17 protein-coding genes are annotated in these 15,614 nt (G+C 64.0%); 9 read left to right on the top strand and 8 right to left on the bottom strand.

The genetic code is table 11. The features are described 5' to 3' along the window. Positions 1-126: 126 nt before the first annotated feature. Entirely contained in the window at positions 127-339 is a 213-nt protein-coding gene (locus tag ACVIN2_RS10230) for a hypothetical protein (RefSeq protein WP_456765519.1), read from the top strand. 115 nt (positions 340-454) lie between these two features. Here the strand turns inward: ACVIN2_RS10230 and ACVIN2_RS10225 are convergent, their stop codons facing one another. Continuing rightward, positions 455-1,291: a universal stress protein gene (locus ACVIN2_RS10225; RefSeq protein WP_456765518.1), complete on the bottom strand. Its 837-nt coding sequence runs from the start codon at positions 1,289-1,291 to the stop codon at positions 455-457. A gap of 209 nt (positions 1,292-1,500) precedes the next feature. Here ACVIN2_RS10225 and ACVIN2_RS10220 point away from each other — a divergent pair, with 209 nt between their 5' ends. Together ACVIN2_RS10220 and ACVIN2_RS10215 are read left to right on the top strand one after the other, a co-directional pair. After that, complete coding sequence (locus ACVIN2_RS10220) at positions 1,501-3,036, top strand: Do family serine endopeptidase (protein WP_456765517.1); 1,536 nt, start codon at positions 1,501-1,503, stop codon at positions 3,034-3,036. 265 nt (positions 3,037-3,301) lie between these two features. Further along, positions 3,302-3,664 (top strand): hypothetical protein, encoded by a 363-nt coding sequence (locus ACVIN2_RS10215; RefSeq protein ID WP_456765516.1) that lies wholly within the window; start codon positions 3,302-3,304, stop codon positions 3,662-3,664. Between the two features lie 6 nt (positions 3,665-3,670). Here ACVIN2_RS10215 and ACVIN2_RS10210 read toward each other — a convergent pair whose 3' ends face one another. Both ACVIN2_RS10210 and ACVIN2_RS10205 read right to left on the bottom strand, forming a co-directional pair. Beyond that, on the bottom strand, positions 3,671-3,985 hold the full coding sequence (locus ACVIN2_RS10210; protein WP_456765515.1) for a DUF6496 domain-containing protein: 315 nt from the start codon (positions 3,983-3,985) through the stop codon (positions 3,671-3,673). Positions 3,986-4,071: 86 nt separating this feature from the next. Further along, complete coding sequence (locus ACVIN2_RS10205) at positions 4,072-4,266, bottom strand: DUF3072 domain-containing protein (RefSeq protein ID WP_456765514.1); 195 nt, start codon at positions 4,264-4,266, stop codon at positions 4,072-4,074. Positions 4,267-4,381: 115 nt separating this feature from the next. Here ACVIN2_RS10205 and ACVIN2_RS10200 point away from each other — a divergent pair, with 115 nt between their 5' ends. Both ACVIN2_RS10200 and ACVIN2_RS10195 read left to right on the top strand, forming a co-directional pair. Further along, a complete protein-coding gene (locus ACVIN2_RS10200) occupies positions 4,382-4,603 on the top strand; it encodes a hypothetical protein (protein ID WP_456765513.1) in 222 nt (73 codons plus the stop codon). Positions 4,604-4,621: 18 nt separating this feature from the next. Next, positions 4,622-4,831: a hypothetical protein gene (locus ACVIN2_RS10195; RefSeq protein WP_456765512.1), complete on the top strand. Its 210-nt coding sequence runs from the start codon at positions 4,622-4,624 to the stop codon at positions 4,829-4,831. Positions 4,832-4,922: 91 nt separating this feature from the next. On the opposite strand, the gene ACVIN2_RS10190 is transcribed toward ACVIN2_RS10195, so the two are convergent. After that, a complete protein-coding gene (locus tag ACVIN2_RS10190) occupies positions 4,923-5,171 on the bottom strand; it encodes a hypothetical protein (protein WP_007594791.1) in 249 nt (82 codons plus the stop codon). 95 nt (positions 5,172-5,266) lie between these two features. Next, positions 5,267-5,524 (bottom strand): hypothetical protein, encoded by a 258-nt coding sequence (locus ACVIN2_RS10185; RefSeq protein ID WP_456765511.1) that lies wholly within the window; start codon positions 5,522-5,524, stop codon positions 5,267-5,269. Between the two features lie 138 nt (positions 5,525-5,662). Between ACVIN2_RS10185 and ACVIN2_RS10180 the strand changes: the two genes are divergently transcribed. Next, the gene (locus ACVIN2_RS10180; protein ID WP_018456200.1) at positions 5,663-5,884 is read left to right on the top strand and encodes a hypothetical protein; all 222 of its coding nucleotides are present in this window, start codon (positions 5,663-5,665) and stop codon (positions 5,882-5,884) included. Here the strand turns inward: ACVIN2_RS10180 and ACVIN2_RS10175 are convergent. Together ACVIN2_RS10175 and ACVIN2_RS10170 are read right to left on the bottom strand one after the other, a co-directional pair. Further along, positions 5,881-7,371: an HWE histidine kinase domain-containing protein gene (locus ACVIN2_RS10175; RefSeq protein WP_085352570.1), complete on the bottom strand. Its 1,491-nt coding sequence runs from the start codon at positions 7,369-7,371 to the stop codon at positions 5,881-5,883. The two genes, ACVIN2_RS10180 and ACVIN2_RS10175, sit on opposite strands and share 4 nt — an antisense overlap. A 13-nt stretch (positions 7,372-7,384) precedes the next feature. Further along, entirely contained in the window at positions 7,385-13,672 is a 6,288-nt protein-coding gene (locus ACVIN2_RS10170) for a HAMP domain-containing protein (RefSeq protein WP_456765510.1), read from the bottom strand. Positions 13,673-13,951: 279 nt separating this feature from the next. Between ACVIN2_RS10170 and ACVIN2_RS10165 the strand changes: the two genes are divergently transcribed. Then, positions 13,952-14,233 (top strand): hypothetical protein, encoded by a 282-nt coding sequence (locus ACVIN2_RS10165; protein ID WP_456765509.1) that lies wholly within the window; start codon positions 13,952-13,954, stop codon positions 14,231-14,233. A 17-nt stretch (positions 14,234-14,250) separates the two neighbouring features. On the opposite strand, the gene ACVIN2_RS10160 is transcribed toward ACVIN2_RS10165, so the two are convergent. Next, positions 14,251-14,763, bottom strand: coding sequence for a DUF4142 domain-containing protein (locus tag ACVIN2_RS10160; protein WP_456765508.1), 513 nt, complete (start codon positions 14,761-14,763; stop codon positions 14,251-14,253). Positions 14,764-14,859: 96 nt separating this feature from the next. Between ACVIN2_RS10160 and ACVIN2_RS10155 the strand changes: the two genes are divergently transcribed. Together ACVIN2_RS10155 and ACVIN2_RS10150 are read left to right on the top strand one after the other, a co-directional pair. Then, positions 14,860-15,054 (top strand): hypothetical protein, encoded by a 195-nt coding sequence (locus tag ACVIN2_RS10155; RefSeq protein WP_456765507.1) that lies wholly within the window; start codon positions 14,860-14,862, stop codon positions 15,052-15,054. A 314-nt stretch (positions 15,055-15,368) separates the two neighbouring features. Continuing rightward, positions 15,369-15,575: a hypothetical protein gene (locus ACVIN2_RS10150; protein WP_007594775.1), complete on the top strand. Its 207-nt coding sequence runs from the start codon at positions 15,369-15,371 to the stop codon at positions 15,573-15,575. Positions 15,576-15,614 lie beyond the last annotated feature (39 nt).

Below are 15,614 nucleotides of genomic sequence, written 5' to 3'. Positions count from 1 at the left end.
CGAACACGCGTTTGCCTAAAAACAAGCGCGTCTAGCGCGCGGCGGGCGCAGCAAATCTTTTGCACAACCGCCATCGGCCTGACGCAAATAAGGGCAATAAGCTCTGTGAATGCGAGGGAGGGTCTGATGGATAACGTACGTCGCTACCGCGCGCTAGCGTCCCTCTGTCGTCAGCAGGCCGCCTACCGGCCGCTCCAGAGCTGGGAACTGCTCGGCCAGGCCGAACATTTCGAATATCTCGCCGAAGTCGAACTCAAGGCGCATTTCGACGCGTGCAATGCGCCACACGACCAGGATGGCGTCGAGGCCACGGCGTGGGAGAGGCCCGCCGCGGCGTGACGGTCCAACTTGTTCGAACATGACCTGAACCTGCCGACGGCGGCACCGCTCAAGGACGCGGTTGTCAGCCCGAACGACAAGGCTTGTGACCGGCCCGACCTGGATCAGCCCTCGATTAATGCGACATCAGCGTCGGGACGGTCATGGCTTCCAGCATGGCGCGGGTGACGCCGCCGAGGAATCGCTCCTGCAATCGCGAATGGCCGTAGCCGCCCATGACCAGGAGATCGAGGTTCTCATCGGCTGCCAGCGACAGCATGGTCGGCTGAATGTCGGAGCGCGCCGCCGACAGGTTGACGGTACGGGTCGATAGTCCGCGCCGGCCGAGATGCCTTGCCAGATTACGGGTCGAGACTTCGTCGGGAACCATGTCTGTCTCATTGATCGCAATGATCACGATCTCCTCGGCGCGGGCCAGGAACGGTGCGGCGTCGCGCATGGCGCGGGCGGCGAGGCGGCTGCCATCCCAACAGATGCCGATCCGTTTCGCCTTGAACGCTCCACGGAAGGTGTACGGCAGGAAAAGCACCGGGCCGCCCGCCTGGAACAGGATCTCGCGGGGCACATCGTTGTCGAGTGAGCCTTGCGCCGGATCCGGCTGGAGCACGATGCTGAGATCGTGCAGCCGCGCCATCTCGCCGAGCAAGCCGACCGCATCCCCCGGCATCGCCCCGAGCGGTTGGCACGTGTAGGAAATGCCGGCGTTCATCGCTTCGCTCTTGAATACCGCGAGCGCCGCCTCGGCCCGCTCCACTGCGCTTTCGCGCTCCATCTCGAACACCGCCGCCACGGCAGCGCCGCCCTCCATGATATAGGCCGCGCTGGTTGCCACATAACCAACCGCGACTGCATCGAGATGGGCGTTGAGGCCCGCTGCGAGCGAGATCGAGCCGTCGATCACCGGGCGCATCGGCCTCTCGGTGGGGATGTGGACGAGAATGTCTTTGTACATGACGTGCCTCCGATGGACATCATCCGGTGGCCGCAGTCTTTCACGGTGCGCAGGGCCCGCGTTGAGCTGCATCAAACGTGCAGCCTCGAGTTTTGGACGTGTGCCGGCCCCGGCTACTTTGCCAAGATTTAATCGCGTGGACGGGACGCTGTAAGGTGGCGACCACCATGTTGGGTGCAAGGCGACTTACCCAACATGGACATATCGACATGAACGATCGCGTCAATTCCGACACCACAACGTCCCGCAAGGTCCTGAGGCCGCGCCGGCTTGCGCTGCTCGGCACCGTGGCCGCGCTTGGCCTGGCCGTGCTGGCGACTGCTCCCGGCTCTTCGCCGTTCAGCGCGAGCTCCTTCATTGCGCCCGCCCAGGCCGCGGAGAGCGCCGCGACACCGCCGGGCTTCGGCGACCTCGTCAGCAAGGTCAAACCCGCCGTCATCTCGGTGCGGGTCAGGATCGACCAGGACAACGACAAGAGCGCGATGCTGCAACAGAACCGGATGGATTCGGACGAGGCATCGCCGTTCGACCAGTTCTCGCGGCAATTCGGCTTCCGCGGCCCTGGCATGGAAGGGATGCCGCGCCAGCACCGCCAGATGATCACGGGTGAGGGCTCCGGCTTCTTCATCTCCGCCGACGGCTATGCCGTGACCAACAACCACGTCGTCGATCACGCCGAGTCGGTGCAAGTGACGATGGACGACGGCACGATCTACAGCGCGAAAGTGGTCGGCACCGATCCGAAGACGGATCTCGCGCTGATCAAGGTCCAAGGCAAGAAGGATTTTCCGTTCGTCAAATTCTCCGACCAGAAGCCGCGCATCGGCGACTGGGTGGTCGCCGTCGGCAATCCCTTCGGCCTCGGCGGCACCGTGACCGCCGGGATCGTCTCGGCCAGCGGCCGCGACATCGGCAACGGTCCCTATGACGACTTCATCCAGATCGACGCGCCGATCAACAAGGGCAATTCCGGAGGCCCGGCCTTCGACATGAACGGCAACGTGATCGGCGTGAACACTGCGATCTTCTCGCCCTCCGGCGGCTCGGTCGGCATCGGCTTCGACATTCCGGCCTCGACCGCAAAGCTCGTCATCGCACAGTTGAAGGACAAGGGCGCGGTCACACGCGGCTGGCTCGGCGTGCAGGTGCAGCCGGTGACGTCGGATATCGCCGACAGCCTCGGCCTCAAGGAGGCGCGCGGCGCGATCGTCGACAATCCGCAGGACGGCAGCCCGGCGGCGAAGGCGGGCATCGAGGCGGGCGACGTCATCACCGCCGTCAACGGCACCGCGATCAAGGATTCCCGCGATCTCGCCCGCACCATCGCCACCCTGGCGCCGGGCACGTCCGTGAAGCTCGACGTCGTCCACAAGGGCGACAGCAAGACGGTGACATTGGCGCTCGGCGAGTTGCCGAACGAGCGGCAGGCAAGAGCCGACGAGGGCAAGTCGCAGCCAGATGCCGGCATGCCGCCGCGTCTCGGGCTCAGCCTGGCTCCGGCCGGCGACGTGCAGGGCGCCGGCCAGAAGGGCGTCGTCGTCACCGAAGTCGATCCGCAAGGGCCGGCCGCGCAGCGCGGCATCCAGACCGGCGACGTCATCCTCAATGTCGGCGGCAAGGCCGTCGCCAATATCGGCGATGTCCGTTCGGAGCTGGCGCAGGCGAAATCGTCCGGCAAGCGCAGCGTGCTGCTGCAGGTCAGAAGCGCGCAGGCGACCCGGTTCGTGGCGGTGCCGCTCGCATAAGGCGAACGTCGATCGGCGCCAGTCCAAAAGGCGGCCCAAGGGCCGCCTTTCCTGTTCGCTTTCAGGATTCCGGATGCCCGCCGATAACATTCTCGTTAACGGCAGGGAGGATGACCCGGTTCGTCCGAAAAAGCCGTGTTCGCCCATCACAATTGCGGATCTCGTATGGACTCGGCGGCAATGAAGCCGCCGACGATTGCAAGCGTGGAACTTCGAACTTGCCGCCGCTGAGCCGGCCGGCAATTCGTATTTGATCGGTGCCGACATGGATCGATTGAAGCTCTCGCTGAGGACTGCGCTGCTCGTGGCGCCATTCGTGCTGTGGGGTGGAAACGCTCTCGGGCGTGACGACGGCCGTTACGCGGACTCTCCCCTCAAGCCATGGTTCGACGGCCTGCGCAGCCATCTCGGTCCGTGCTGCTCAGATGCGGATGGGTTTGCCGTCGCCGATCCCGATTGGGACTCGCACAATGGACATTATCGCGTGCGGCTCGACGGCGAGTGGGTCGACGTCCCGGACGAAGCCGTGATCACCGAGCCGAACCGGGCCGGCCGCACCATGGTGTGGCCGGTGAAGACCGCGTTCGGGGTTTCGATCCGCTGCTTCATGCCGGGCAGCATGATCTGACGGAAGTCAGCGCGACCGTTTGGAGGATTTGCGCTTCGACGTTTTCTTCGAACGCTTCTTGGTTTTCCTTGAGGTCTTCTTGGACGTTTTCTTTGACGTCTTCTTGGACGTCTTCCGCTTCGCGGCTTTCTTCGGGACCTTCTTGCCCTTCTTGCGCGCCTTCGACAGGCCGATCGCGATCGCCTGCTTTCGGCTCTTCACGCGTCCGCCTCGACCGCCAGGTCCGCTTTTCGCGGTACCCTTCTTGTAGCGCTTCATCTCGCCTTCGACATCGCTGCCGGAGCTGCGCGAGTAGCGGCGCTTCTTTGCCTTGCGTGCCATGCATGTTCTCCCTTGGCTTGGGAAAACAATCCGGGACAGGCATGGTTCCGAAAGCGCGCATGCACGTCCCGGATACGCGGCTTAGTCTAGAACGAATCCGCCAGCTCGATCTCGGCTTCCAGCACCTGAATGCGCCGCGCTGCCTCGCTGGAGGACAGATCCCGCGCATATTGCGCGGGTTGATACGCCTCTTCGCTCAGTCGCTTCAGCCGGAGGCCCTGCGCCCGCGTCATCTGCTCGGTGAGGAAAGTCTTGGCGTCGTATTTACCCTGAACCTGCATGTCGCTTCTCCCTTCTGAAATCGTGACTTGACTATATGTTCTTATTTTGTTCTAACAAGTCATGGACAACAGAATTAATGAAATTCGACGTAAAATCAGCGCCTTGAGGCTGGAAATGGCCGATATCGAGGTGTCCGTCCGCGAACTCGTCGACCGCGAGCACGATTGCACAGAGAAGGCCTTGGCGCAGATGGATCTGCGCCGGAAAATCAATCTGCTGATCGGCGAATGGAAGGCTGCAGGCGGCGGCGATGTCCTGCCGAATGTCCGCGACAGGATGAGCCTTCGTTCCGCGAAGGCATCAGGTCGTCCTCTGCGCGTGGTCGCGCGCCGCTGAAAGCTTTGGGAGCGCACGGTGGAGGAAGACCCGGATGCGTACCGGATTCTAAAACTGCGTGCCGAGATTCTCGAACTGGGCTCTGCGATCCGGCAGCTGCAACGCGAGGGGCTCGACGACGCCGCGGCCCAGCTCTTGATCGCGCGCAAGCGTGCACGACTCGATCATCTGGTGAACGCTGATCGCGCCGGCGTTCATCCTGACATCCTGGGAAGCCATCGTAGCTGAAGCGTGCGCGCAACGCGGCCCGAGAAAGTTCGTTGAAACACCAAAGCAAAAGGCCCCGCGATTGCGGGGCCTTCATGATGTCGGGGAACACCTACTTGGTGTTGCTCATGCCGCCCTTGTTGTTCGTCATGGTGCCGCCCTGGTCCGAGCCGGGGCCGGAGCCGCCCTGACCGGAGGGATCAGCACCCTTGGACGACTTGGTGTTGGCGCCTGTGGTGGTTTGCGACGATGACATCGAGGATCCGTGTTTTGCCTTGTGGGACTTGGCCTGCACGGCGAACGGTGCGGCGGCGAGGCCGGTGGCCAACATCACGGCAAGAGCGAGCTTAGTGGTCTTCATATGCGGGAACTCCCTGAGTTGAATTGACGCAGGCAGCCAACTGCCATTCGTCGCAGGAGTTCCGAACAAAGAAGTTCCGGTAAATCTCGCATCCTTCAAGATTGCTTGTCCTCTGCGAGCATGAATACGACGCCGGTCAGTGTCGCGCCGATCGCGAACGTCGTCACCAATGTGACGGCGCAAACGACAACGGCCTGCCTGCCGCCGTTGTTCAGCAAATTGGCGACGGCTGGATTGGACAGCACGAGCACGAGGCTGAAAGCGAGCCCGAGGGCTGCGCCCATCATGGCGTGCGTCATCAGCTTGACGAGCCCGCTCGGAGAGATCAGGTCCGACGACTTTTTCGCGCGCATGGAACTCTATCCCGATCTCGCAAGCAACGCCTGCGACACGCGCCGGTTCCACCCGCATGAAGGAATCGTTATCGCCCGCTTCATCCGACGTTCATGCCGGGTGGGCGAGAATGACCCTGCAACACGGGAACATTCGATATGGGTAAGGTGGTCTTTCTCTATCGCTCTCTGGCTTATCGTAACGCCGCCGCGGACATCCTCCGCAAAGCGCGCAAGCTGCCCCGCGGCGCGGAGCGAAGTGCTGCGTGCCGCTATGCCAAGGCTCTGCGCGATCTCGCCCAAACGGAAGCCTGGCTCGAAGGACGGGTCGCACGCGAGCCGCAAACGACGCAGCGCAGGAAGAGTGCGGCCTCCGGTTAGCCGGACGCGCGCTGCAATTCGGCGGAGCTGGCGGCTTCGAAGTTGCCGGGCGCCGTCGTCGCGGCAGTCTTGCGGACCAGCGGCACCTCGAGCCGACACAACAGACCCTCGGCGCGCCAATCGAATCGCGCCTGCCCGCCGAGCTGGGACTCGACGCTCGCAAGCAGGCTCCGCGTACCAAAGCCGCGGGATTTCGGCGTCATGACGAGCGGGCCGCCGGATTCCTCCCAGGTCAGCGTGAGCAGCTCATCCTCGACCTGCCAGCCGATCGCGAGCCGTCCCGTCCGCGTCGAGAGCGCGCCATACTTCGCCGAGTTGGTGAAAAGCTCATGCAGCGCCAGCGCCAGCGTCTGGGCGGTTGCCGGCAGCAACTGAACTTCGGACCCCGCCAATTTGATCTGGCCGCCGAGGGAATAGGGCGCGAGCTCCTCGTCGATCAACTTCGAGAGTTCGGCGCCCTGCCAGCTCGATAGCGACAGGATCGTATGCACGCGCGCCAGTGCATTGATGCGTCCCTCGACGGCGCTGACATAGGCTTTGACCTCGTCGGCGCGGGTGAGGCGCACGATCGATTGCGCCAGCGCCAGCGCATTCTTGGCGCGATGATCGACCTCCCGCGCCAGGAGAGTCTGCCGTTCCTCGGCGCGCTTGCGTTCGGTGATGTCCACCGTCACGCCGCTGACGCGCATGACCCGACCGCTATCGTCAACCGTGGCGGCGGCCGTGCCGACACACCAGCGCACATCGCCGTCGGGCCGCACGATGCGGAACTCCGTTTCATAGGAGCGTGTGCCCTTGTTGAATTCGGCGATCGCCTTGCGCAACTGATCGACGTCATCCGGATGCAACAGCGCCTGAACATTGGCCGGGTTCACTTCGAAGCTCTCCGGGCCAACACCAAAGATGCGGTATTGTCCCTCGTCCCACATCCAGTCGCCGGTGATCCAGTCCCAGTCCCACGAACCCATCTTGCCGGCGGCGATCGCCATGCTGCGCCGCTCTTCGCTCTCGCGGAGCTTTGCGGTGGAATTCTCCAGCTCGGCGGTGCGTGCACGCACGCGGTCCTCCAGATCCTGGTTCAGCCGTTCGAGTTCGCGCGTCTTGCGATAGAGCTCTGCAAACACTTTGACCTTGGCGCGCAGCACCTCCGGCACGACCGGGACCGGGACATAGTCGACGGCGCCCATCTCGTAACCGCGCAAGCGGTCGATGTCGCTGACTTGAATGGCCGAGATGAAAATCATCGCGGTCTTCTGGAAGCGCGGGTGCTCGCGGATCATCGCGGCGAGCTCGAAGCCGTCGAGCTCGGGCATGCAGACGTCGACCAGGATCACCGCGATCTCGGTCTTGAGCAGCACCTCCAGAGCCTCGCGACCGGACGAAGCGATCACGAGGTTCTGGCCGAGATCCTTCAGGATCACCTCATAGGCGAGCAGCTTGGCCGGCTGGTCGTCGACGAGGAGGATGTTGACCTTTTCGTGGTCCATACGGGCATCCAACTCAGCGGTGCAGCCACATGCGGATTGCAAGCAGCAATTGATCGGTGTTGACGGGTTTGGCGAGATAGTCGGACGCGCCGGCCTCGAGGCATTTCTCGCGGTCGCCCTTCATGGCCTTGGCCGTCAACGCGATGATCGGAAGACGGGCGAAGGTCGGATTTTCACGAATGACGCCGATGGTCTGGTAGCCATCCATCTGCGGCATCATGATGTCCATCAGCACGATGGCGATCTCCGGATTGGATTCAACCAAGGCCACCGCCTCGTTCCCGGTCGTGGCCGTCAGCACCTTCATGCCGCGCCGCTCCAGCACGCTCGACAGCGCGAAGATGTTGCGGGCGTCGTCGTCGACGAGCAGGGCGGTCTTGCCGATCAGGTCCTCGTCGGAACTGTTCAGCTTCTCGAGCATGCGCTGCTTCTCGACCGGCAATTCCGTGATGACGCGGTGCAGGAACAGCGCGGTCTCGTCAAGCAGTCGCTCCGGCGATTCCACGCCCTTGACCACGATGCTCCGCGCCATGGTGTGGAGCTCCGCATCTTCCTCGGCCGACAGCTCGCGGCCGGTGAAGACGACCACCGGAACGTTCGACAGTGCCTCGTCGTTGCGGATCTGGTCGAGCACCTCGAAGCCGGTCATGTCAGGCAGGCGCAAGTCGAGCACGACGCAATCACAGGGGGTCTCGCGCAGCATCGAGAGCGCGTCGGCACCGGTGCCGGTCGTCACGATCTCGATGTCGTCGTGGTGCAGGAGCTCGCGGATCGAGAGCTGCTCGGCCTCGTTGTCCTCGACGATCAGCAACCGCTTGCGCCGCGGTCGCGCATATTCCTTGATCTGGGTTAGCGCGGCCGAGACACCCTCGGTCGTCGTCGGCTTGTTGACGAAGGAGAAGGCGCCGCGCGCCAGCGCATGCTGGCGGTCCTCGTCGAGCGTGATGATCTGCACGGGGATGTGGCGGGTCAGCGGATTGTGCTTGAGCTGGCTCAGCACGGTCCAGCCGAGCATATCCGGCAGGAATACGTCGAGCGAGACGGCCCTCGGCTGGTACTGCTTTGCAAGTTCCAGCGCCTCCGCGCCGCGGGCGGCGACCAGCACCTTGAATCCCTTGTCGCGCGCGAGATCGACCAGCACGCGCGCGTAGTGCGGGTCGTCCTCGACGATCAGGAGGATGCTGTCGCCGGGTTCGAGGTTGAGCCGGTCGTCGGGAAGCTGCTCGATGACGCGCTGCGGTTCGGCTGTTGCGGGCTGCAGCGCCGGCGGCTGGCTCTGTTGAGGCGTCGCGCGGGGCGCGAGCGTCGGGCCGGAATATTTCAGCGGCAGGTAAAGCGTGAAGCACGACCCCTTGCCCGGCAAGCTGCGCAGGTGGATCTCGCCGCCGAGCAGGCTTGCGAGCTCGCGGCTGATCGCAAGGCCGAGCCCGGTGCCGCCATATTTGCGGCTAGTGCCGGCATCGGCTTGCTGGAACGCCTCGAAGATCAGCTTTTGCTTCTCCAGGGGGATGCCGATGCCGGTGTCGGACACTTCGAATGCGATCACGGCCGGCGCCGAATTCAGCACGGGATGATCCGTGCCCCAGCCGCCGACCGCGGCGGCGACCTTCAGGCGGACCTCGCCCTCGGCGGTAAACTTGAAGGCATTGGAGAGCAGGTTTTTCAAAACCTGCTGCAGGCGCTTGGAGTCGGTGACGAGGCTGCGCGCGAGGTTCGGATCGACGTCGATCTTGAACGACAGATTGCGGTTCTCCGCCTCGTGACGGAACGGCCGCCCGACCGTTTCGAGCAGGTTCGCAGTCAGGATTTCCTCGGCGTCGACCGTCACCGTACCGGACTCGATCTTGGAGAGATCGAGAATGTCGCTGATGAGATTGAGCAGGTCGGTGCCGGCGCCGTGGATGGTGCGGGCAAATTCGACCTGCTTGCCGGTAAGATTGCCGTCCGGATTGTCGGTGAGCTGCTGGCCGAGGATCAGGATCGAGTTCAGCGGCGTGCGCAGCTCGTGGCTCATATTGGCCAGGAATTCGGACTTGTACTTCGACGTCAGCGCGAGCTCGGTCGCCTTTTCCTCCAGTGCGCGGCGGGCCTGCTCGATTTCCTGGTTCTTGCGCTCGACTTCGACGTTGCGCTCGGCGAGCTGCTGCGCCTTCTGTTCGAGCTGGTCGTTGGTCTGCTGCAATTCGCGCTGCTGGGTCTGGAGCTCGCCGGCGAGCTGCTGCGACTGCTTGAGCAGGCCTTCGGTCTGCATCGTCGCCTCGATCGAGTTGAGCACGATGCCGATCGAGTCCGTGAGCTGCTCCAGGAAGGTCATCTGCGAGGTCGTGAAGGAGGTCAGCGAGGCGAGCTCGATGACCGCCTTGACCTGGCCTTCGAACAGCACCGGCAGCACCACGAGGTTCTTCGGCGCGACGCGAAGCAGCGCCGAATTGATCGGCACCACGTCGGGTGGAATGTCCGCAATCACGCGCGGGCGCCGGTCGAGCGCGCATTGGCCGATCAGGCCGTCGCCGAATGGCAGCACGCGCGGATACGGATAGACGCCGTCGCCGGCATAGGAGGCAAGCAGCAGGAGCCGCGGATTGTCTTCGTTCTCGACCTGATAGATCACGCCGGTATGCGCGTTCACCAGCGGCGACAATTCGGTCAGCAGCAGGCGACCGACGGTGGTGAGGTCGCGCTGGCCCTGAAGCATGTTGGTGAATTTCGCCAGATTGGTCTTCAGCCAGTCCTGCTCGGTGTTCACGTCCGTCGTGAGACGGAGATTGGTGATCATCGTGTTGATGTTATCTTTCAGCTCCGCGACTTCGCCGCGGGCGTCGACCTGGATCGACCGCGTCAGGTCGCCCTTAGTCACGGCGGTCGCCACTTCCGCGATCGCGCGCACCTGCGAGGTGAGGTTGGCCGCCAGCAAATTGACGTTGCCGGTGAGGTCCTTCCAGGTGCCCGCGGCGCCGGGCACGTCGGCCTGACCGCCGAGCCGGCCCTCGACGCCGACCTCGCGCGCCACCGACGTCACCTGGTCGGCGAAGGTCGCGAGCGTCTCGGTCATGTTGTTGATGGTGTCGGCGAGCGCCGCGACCTCGCCTTTCGATTTCACGGTGAGGTTCTGCTTGAGGTCGCCGTTGGCGACCGCGGTCACCACTTTGACGATGCCGCGGACCTGCTCGGTCAGGTTCGCCGCCATGAAGTTGACGGTGTCGGTGAGATCCTTCCAGGTGCCGGCGACGCCGGGCACCTGGGCCTGGCCGCCGAGTTCGCCTTCGGTGCCGACCTCGCGGGCAACGCGCGTCACTTCGCCGGCGAACGCGTTGAGCTGGTCCACCATGGTGTTGATGGTGTTTTTGAGCTCGAGGATTTCGCCCTTCACGTCGACGGTGATCTTGCGCGACAGGTCGCCGCGCGCGACGGCGGTGGTGACTTCGGCGATGTTGCGGACCTGGGTGGTGAGGTTCGCGGCCAGCAGGTTGACGTTGTCGGTGAGGTCCTTCCAGGTGCCGCCGACGCCGGGCACGACGGCCTGGCCGCCGAGCCGGCCCTCGGTGCCGACCTCGCGCGCGACGCGCGTCACTTCCGCGGCGAAGGAGCGGAGCTGCTCGACCATGGTGTTCAAGGTATCCTTGAGCAGCAGAATTTCGCCGCGCACGTCCACCGTGATCTTCTTCGACAGGTCGCCGCCGGCGATCGCGGTCGCGACCTCGGCGATGTTGCGGACCTGCGCGGTGAGGTTCGAGGCCATGAAGTTGACGTTGTCGGTGAGATCTTTCCAGGTGCCGGCAACGCCGGGCACCTCGGCCTGGCCGCCGAGCTTGCCTTCGGTGCCGACCTCGCGCGCGACGCGCGTCACTTCACCGGCGAAGCCGTTGAGCTGGTCCACCATGGTGTTGATGGTGTTCTTCAGCTCCAAAATCTCACCACGGACGTCGACGGTGATCTTGCGCGAGAGGTCGCCGCGCGCCACGGCAGTGGTCACTTCGGCGATGTTGCGGACCTGGGCGGTGAGGTTGCCCGCCATCGAGTTGACGCTGTCGGTGAGGTCTTTCCAGGTGCCGGCGACGCCGGGCACGTTGGCCTGACCGCCGAGCCGGCCTTCGGTGCCGACCTCGCGCGCGACGCGCGTCACCTCGCCCGCGAAGCGGTTGAGCTGGTCGACCATCGTGTTCAGCGTGTCCTTGAGCTGAAGGATCTCGCCGCGCACGTCCACGGTGATCTTGCGCGACAAGTCGCCGCCGGCGATCGCGGTCGCGACTTCGGCGATGTTGCGGACCTGGGCGGTGAGGTTGCCCGCCATCGAGTTGACGCTGTCGGTGAGGTCCTTCCAGGTGCCGGCGACGCCGGGGACTTCGGCCTGGCCGCCGAGCTTGCCTTCGGTACCGACTTCGCGCGCGACGCGCGTGACTTCGCCGGCGAAGGCGTTGAGCTGGTCCACCATGGTGTTGAGCGTTTCCTTCAGCTGAAGGATTTCGCCTGACACGTTGACGGTGATCTTCTTGGATAGATCGCCCTTGGCGACCGCGGTCGCGACTTCGGCGATGTTGCGGACCTGACCGGTCAGGTTCGAGGCCATCGAGTTGACGCTGTCGGTGAGATCCTTCCAGGTGCCGGCGACGCCGCGCACCTGGGCCTGGCCGCCGAGCTTGCCTTCGGTGCCGACCTCGCGGGCGACGCGGGTGACTTCGCCGGCAAAGGCGTTGAGCTGGTCCACCATGGTGTTGATGGTGTCTTTCAGCTCCAGGATCTCGCCGCGGACATCGACGGTGATCTTTTTCGACAAATCGCCGCCCGCGACCGCGGTCGTCACCTCGGCGATGTTGCGGACCTGCGCGGTGAGGTTCGAGGCCATCGAGTTGACGCTCTCGGTCAGGTCCTTCCAGGTGCCGGCGACGCCGAGCACGTTGGCCTGACCGCCGAGCCGGCCCTCGGTGCCGACCTCGCGCGCGACGCGCGTGACTTCGCCGGCGAAGGCGTTGAGCTGGTCGACCATGGTGTTGAGCGTTTCCTTCAATTGAAGGATTTCGCCCGAGACGTTCACCGTGATCTTCTTTGAGAGGTCGCCGCTCGCGATGGCGGTGGCAACATCGGCGATGTTGCGGACCTGCGCGGTGAGGTTCGACGCCATGAAGTTGACGTTGTCGGTGAGGTCCTTCCAGGTGCCGGCGACGCCCGGCACCTGGGCCTGGCCGCCGAGCTTGCCTTCGGTGCCGACCTCGCGCGCCACGCGCGTCACTTCCGAGGCGAACGAGTTGAGCTGGTCCACCATGGTGTTGATGGTGTCCTTCAGCTCCAGGATTTCGCCGCGCACGTCGACCGTGATCTTGCGCGACAAGTCGCCGCGCGCCACGGCTGTGGTGACGTTGGCGATGTTGCGCACCTGTGCGGTGAGGTTGCCGCACATCGCGTTGACGCTGTCGGTGAGATCCTTCCAGGTGCCGGCGACGCCTGGCACGATGGCTTGGCCGCCAAGCTTGCCGTCGGTGCCGACCTCGCGCGCCACGCGCGTCACTTCCGAGGCAAAGGAGCGGAGCTGGTCCACCATCGTGTTGATGGCTTCCTTGAGCTGAAGGATCTCGCCGCGGACGTCGACCGTGATCTTCTTCGAGAGGTCGCCGTTCGCCACCGCGATCGTCACCTCGGCGATGTTGCGAACCTGGTTGGTCAGGTTGTTCGCCATCGAGTTGACGCTCTCGGTCAGATCCTTCCAGACGCCGGTCACTTCCGGCACCTGGGCCTGGCCGCCAAGCTTGCCTTCGGTGCCGACCTCGCGCGCCACGCGCGTCACCTCCGAGGTGAACACGCCGAGCTGCTTGATCATGGTGTTGACGATGGTCGCCGACTGCAGGAATTCGCCGCGCAAGGGGCGTCCATCGACGTCGAGCTTGACGGTCTGGAGCAGGTCGCCCTGCGCCACGGCTGCGACCGCGCGCGTCACCTCGCGCGTCGGCCACAACAAATCGTCGATCAGCGTATTGACCGAGCCTTCCATGTCGGCCCACGACCCCGAGGCCAGGCCGAACTTCACGCGCTGGCGCGTCTTGCCCTCGCGGCCTACGACCTGGCCGACCAGCTCGAGCTGCTGCGCCATGCGCTGATTGGCGGCGATGATGTCATTGAAGGTGTCGGCGAGCTTGCCGTCGATGCCGAGATAGTCGCCGCTCATGCGCACGGAGAAATCGCCGTTGCGCATGGCCTGCAGGGCCAACAGCAATTCCGCCCGGGAATCAGGCTCGGACATGCCGTTGGTTTTTGGCTTTGGAACGCGACGACCGGAACGTGATGCAGATCCGGGATCGAGGTCGCTCATAATTTGTCCCCCGCAGGCGTCGGCCGATTCCCAGGCAAGACGCGGATTATCAAAATAGAGCGTCAGCCAAATTCGAAATCAAGCGCCAACGTCACGGCGCCCGGAAGTGGAACCTGCTTTGCTCAGCCCGATTAATCTAAGTGCCATCCCCCGGAATGGTTCCATCCGGTTCCAATATTTCCAGGTCGGCAGATCGGTTCGTTTCAGCGACTTGGTCATCTGCCTTCCGGAACGGAGCGCCGGGCGTGCCGTTAGCCCGCAGATGCAGGGAGAGCGCACATGAAAGCAGGATTTGCCGTCATCGGGACCGTGATGTTGTTGGCCGGATCGGCGTTCGCGCAGGGCGGGGCCCCGAGCGGGCGCGGGGCCGTGACCGGCGATCCCGCCGCAAGCTCCGCCACCCCACGCGCGGACACACCAACCACGGGTACGTCGGCCCGGTCTAATCCCAGCGGTAGCGGCACGTCGAGTTCGGGTGGCAAGGATGACAATGGGGACGCCGGCCGCGACAAGATGCTGGAGGGCAACCGCAGCGCGCAGCCGAAGAGCGGGCCAAAGTAAGGAGTTGCTTGGCAGCCCTACTTGTCCGCCATGGTGCGCTCGGCGTCCTTGACCTGCGAGCGCAACATCGGGAGCTGCTCGCGCGCGAAGGCTGCAAGCGCGGCATTATCAGGCGCCTTCAGATAGCGCTCGAGCAGATCGATCACCGATTCATACTCGGGAATCTGCGCGGCATAGAAGCTTCTGACGAAAGTCGGTCCGTCCGAAGTTTCGGGCTCGACCAGGCTCGCGCTCGCCGGGGTCGTCTTGGTGACGCGCGGTTCGGTGCCGATCGCCTCCTGAATCCCCTTCAGGGCCTTGTCGCGCCGGGCCGCTTCTTCGGCGCGCAGGGCGGCGAGGTTCTTGACCTCGGCATTGCCCTTCAGGTCGGTACTCTCCAGCAGGCCCTGCTGGAAGCGGCTGAAGCTGTAGAGGTCGCTGATGGTCTCCGTTGCAGTCGGCGTGCGGCCGGCCGGCCGCCGCTCTCCTGTGCTGTCGGCAAGCGCTGCCGTGCTGATGAACGCCAAAACTATCGCGAGAAGAATCCGCATGGATGTCCAATGGCGGACGGCAGTCGAAAGTTCCGCAGATGTTACCATCCGGTAAGGGCGGTTGCGACGCGACGGTTCCGTCCCCAATTCATCTTCATGAAACAGTCCGAGATCTTCAGGGATAACGCCGACAACTGCCTCCAGCTCGCTGAGCGCGCCGAAGGACAGCCGTCACACAATCGTTTTCTGCGCATGGCGAATGCGTGGACGGCACTTGCCGACGAGCAGGATTGGCTCGACGGCGAGGTCCCGCCCGTTCCAGCCCGCATCCGTCAAAAGCAGGATGCGTAACGCTCTCGTTTCGTGGATCTACGTGTGAGACTGCTCACGGACGGCAAGCAGGATCATTCGTAACAGTCGATCGCGTTGATTTCCTATTCCAGGAGGTTTTTGCAATGGCTCCACGTCTGGCTCTTCTTTCGCTCATCCTCGCCTTTGGGGTGTCGGTCGCGTTCGCCACGGTGACGACGGTGCGGCAGGTGCATCATGAAAATGCATCGGCCCCGGTGCACTCAGCGCACAGTTAGCGGTCTGATCTCGCGGGTCGGAACCTTCGACGCTCCGGCGCGTAAGCGCTTCGAGACAGCAACGAGGCGAGAGCTATCATGGCCCATTCCGACCAAGGCATCATCAGAGATCAGCGCGGTGAACAGCAGCCGCGGGACAAGCAGCGTGCGCAGACCGTGCACAAGTCGGAGCCAAAGGGCTCGCCCTCTCGCGAGGCCACGCGCGATCCCAAGCTGAATGACAACAGCAAGACGCCCGGCTCCGGCATGGCGCCGGATGATTCCGGCGACGCGCCGAGCGGCTAATTCCATCAGGAACGAATTCGCACGTAAAGAGTCGAGGGA

It is taken from the genome of Bradyrhizobium sp. USDA 3650 (genome assembly GCF_054057395.1).
The sequence above is the reverse complement of the archived record's forward strand: the minus strand, read 5'-3'. Positions and strand labels throughout refer to the sequence as shown.